4 protein-coding genes are annotated in these 3,395 nt (G+C 34.5%); 3 read left to right on the top strand and 1 reads right to left on the bottom strand.

Going from position 1 to position 3,395, the window contains the following annotated elements:
* Both ACKI67_RS03960 and ACKI67_RS03955 read left to right on the top strand, forming a co-directional pair.
* Window positions 1–294 (top strand): hypothetical protein (locus tag ACKI67_RS03960; RefSeq protein ID WP_407462090.1); only part of this gene is annotated, 294 nt, incomplete at its 5' end.
* Window positions 295–311: 17 nt separating this feature from the next.
* On the top strand, window positions 312–1,319 hold the full coding sequence (locus tag ACKI67_RS03955) for an ADP-ribosylglycohydrolase family protein (RefSeq protein WP_407462089.1): 1,008 nt from the start codon (window positions 312–314) through the stop codon (window positions 1,317–1,319).
* An 80-nt stretch (window positions 1,320–1,399) separates the two neighbouring features.
* On the opposite strand, the gene ACKI67_RS03950 is transcribed toward ACKI67_RS03955, so the two are convergent.
* Entirely contained in the window at window positions 1,400–2,083 is a 684-nt protein-coding gene (locus tag ACKI67_RS03950; protein ID WP_407462088.1) for a hypothetical protein, read from the bottom strand.
* Between the two features lie 261 nt (window positions 2,084–2,344).
* Between ACKI67_RS03950 and ACKI67_RS03945 the strand changes: the two genes are divergently transcribed.
* A complete protein-coding gene (locus ACKI67_RS03945) occupies window positions 2,345–3,208 on the top strand; it encodes an SseB family protein (RefSeq protein ID WP_407462087.1) in 864 nt (287 codons plus the stop codon).
* The last annotated feature ends 187 nt before the right edge of the window (window positions 3,209–3,395 follow it).

Below are 3,395 nucleotides of genomic sequence, written 5' to 3'. Positions count from 1 at the left end.
TCCGGCTTGAAGGAAGTGGACAGCTTTAAGGAGCTTCTTGATGATGAGGAGTTTGACATCGATGAATATGTCGAAGTCTATGAAAAGGAGTTATTCAGATTGAAAAACACCACTTATTTGATCAATACTGGTGATAAGAACTTTAATCGTTCTTTAGATGGAAAGCAAATGCCTGAATATCATTGCCCTAATTGCAATGAGGAAGTTGAGGAGTTTAATTATGGTGAATATAATTCATGTCCTAACTGCGGTGGAGAACATATTCTTTTTAGAATAGCTGCAGATTATGATTAAAATAATGGGGTGATAAAATGGATTGTATTAAATCAGGAATTATTGGACAGATTGTAGGAGATGCACTTGGACTTCCTGTCCAATTTCGTCCAAGAGAAGACCGTGACTTGGACCCTATAACTGATATGAGAGGATATGGTGCATTTGACATGCCTCCTGGAAGCTGGTCAGATGATAGTAGCCTTATCCTTGCAACTTTGGATGGATTAAGCGAAAGCCTAGAAAGAGCAAATCATGAAGAAAACTTAAGATTGGATGACATCATAGATCATAAAATAATCATGGAAAACTTTTCCGCATGGCTTAATGATGGGCAGTTCACACCATACGGATATGCCTATGACATAGGCGGTGCCACCATGGATGGAATCAGAAGATATGATAGGGGAACTGAACCTATTTTATCTGGAGGAGTAGGTGAGCGTGACAACGGAAACGGATCTCTCATGAGAATCCTTCCAATAGCTTTCTTCATCCATTACCTTTCTCAAAAATACTCTTTTGATGAAGATGATAAGATGACTGCTGTTCACAATTTATCTTCCTTGACCCATAGGCATAGAAGAAGCCAATTGTGCTGTGGAATCTATGTAAACATTGCTCTTGAACTTATTGAAAACCATGAAAAAGAAAGTGATTTGGAGGAATTGATAGCTGATGGCATAAACAAGTCCAAGGAATACTACTTCAACAATGCTGACTTTAAGGAAGAGTTGCATCACTTCGATAGGGTCTTCTCTTTGAATGTTCAAAATCTTCCAAGGGATGAAATCAAAAGCGGAGGATACACAATATCTTCCCTTGAAGCATCCATTTGGTGTCTATTAAATAATAAGAATTATAAGGACACTATTTTAGAAGCAGTGAATCTTGGATATGATACCGATACAACCGCCTGCATAGTCGGAGGATTAGCTGGAATCTACTATGGCTATGATGACATCCCATCTGATTGGATAAGTCAATTGGCCAGATTGGATTATATTGAAGATTTAATCATTAATTTTTCTCAATCATTTGAATAAAAGTAAGATAAAAAAAGTTATGAAGTGAATGGATTGATTTAAAAAAAAGTAAGAAAAAAATAGGAAAAATTGAAATGGTCCTATGCCATTGGTTCATCTCCATGCCAACGAGGGTTGGAAGGAGGATAAGGACCTAAATACCCCATTTTATCAATGTCAGGATCATATTGATTTATATTCCATGGAGCATAGTATAATTGATTGAACCTACCATCCACATAATTGTGGACATTGGTTTCTAAGAGAGTTCTTTCAATTCCAGTGATTCCATTTAACTCAACAAGACCATACACTTTTGATACGATATCGATTGTATCATTTTCATCATATGACTGGTAGACCAATGCAATGAGAGCATCTATGGATTCATGATTGCTTTCAACTCCCTTGAATGCCTTATAATAAGCACAGTAGTAGACTGCAGCATCATCTATCTCATTTCCTGTGTTGATCTTATTCGGATGAACATCCACATCAGGAATTTCAATGGATGTTCTGTTTTGCCATTTGGATTGATTCTTACTTTCATTTACAACAGAAACAGGCTTCAAGTCCTTTTTCTCTGTTGAATTGTCAACTGGAGCAGCGTCTTCTTCATCTTCAATGACGTTTGTTTCAGTCTCATCAATAGGAACTGCAGTTTCATTGATGTCAAATACAATGTCTTGGTCAACAGTCTCGTTAAAATCAGAACTTGCACTGACGCATGCAATGCCTGCGAGTGCAATAAAAACAATTAATAAACTTAATAAAATTCGATTCATATTTATACCTTTTAGATTTTTATATTAATATATTGATTAAAGACAGTATATAAAGATTCTCGAATGCAAGTGCTTACTTACATCTTTAAATGTAAAAATAAGAACAAATATAGAGTTAAATTAAAAATTAATAAAAAATAATAGAAATAATATAAAATAAAGCAAAAATATTGATTTTAGATTTAAGCAAAAAACTATAATTGACAAAATATTTTAGATTAAAAATACAAACTAAACTTAACAATATGTAAAGGTGAAAAAATGACTGATAACCTTGACCTTGATAAAATCAAAGAAGAAACAGAAATTGATAACAACAAATTGGAGGAACTCCTCCAAAAGTTCAGGGATGACCCAAGTCCAGAAACAGTGAATGAGCTTGGAGAGGAAATAAAGAAATCCCAGCTTTATCTCCCTGTCGTTCCTTCAGCCAATATGTTTGAGGGAATCGAAGATGCAAAGGTGGGAGATGTCCTGGAACTTAAGGAACCTTCCGGCTTTGACATAAACTTCCTTACAAACAATGCTGGAGAAAAGGCAATACCTCTCTTTACAAGCGATAAGAAAATGGAAGAAGTCGACTTAAGAAGCTCTACAATGGTAATGTACGTTGAAGATCTGGTCAACATGCTTCAAGGAGCTGAAGAAAGATATCAACTTGTTACAATCAATCCAATGACTGAAACAGGTATCGACATACCAATCCTTACCTTTTTGAACCTGTTTAAGGAAGCGGAAATGACTGATGAACAAAAAAGATTTCAGGAAAGCTTGAATCAAATGCTTGAGCTATTGGAAAATCATTCCATGGAATTACCTGAAAAAACCGCCTTTTTCACAAGAGCCCCTAATGACTTCATGAAAGAGGCAGCCATCGATGGAATTTTTGTCCCTAACATACCATTCAGCGTAAGCACAATCAAGGAATTTGAAGAGGATATATCCCCATACATAAATATTATTCTTATGGATGAGGGCAAAAAAATAGTTTACTTCGGTGAACCTGTTGAAGGAAATCCTTTCAATGTTTTGATAGCTCCTGAAACCGAATTTGAAATGGTTGAGGAATTGGATGAGTTCACCACAGTGTGGAAATGTGGTAATCAACCGTTTTATGATAAATAAAAAAAGAAAAAATAGAATATTTTCTACTATGTTAACTTAACTCTTTTTATTAACATAGTAGAAATAACGATTTGATTAATATAAAATAATAATTTATGAAATTGATTTTTTCTAAAATTGTCTAAAAGTACCATATGGAAATAAATGAATGTATATCCTACACATAATATAAACTATTTTTATATAT

This window comes from Methanobrevibacter sp., from assembly GCF_045577275.1.
Lineage (GTDB): Archaea > Methanobacteriota > Methanobacteria > Methanobacteriales > Methanobacteriaceae > Methanobrevibacter.
The sequence above is the reverse complement of the archived record's forward strand: the minus strand, read 5'-3'. Positions and strand labels throughout refer to the sequence as shown.

Excerpts from the sequence above, each read along its gene's own strand:
- ACKI67_RS03955 (WP_407462089.1), top strand. The coding sequence starts at position 312 with ATGGATTGTATTAAATCAGGAATTATTGGACAGATTGTAGGAGATGCA.
- ACKI67_RS03950 (WP_407462088.1), bottom strand. The coding sequence starts at position 2,083 with ATGAATCGAATTTTATTAAGTTTATTAATTGTTTTTATTGCACTCGCA.
- ACKI67_RS03945 (WP_407462087.1), top strand. The coding sequence starts at position 2,345 with ATGACTGATAACCTTGACCTTGATAAAATCAAAGAAGAAACAGAAATT.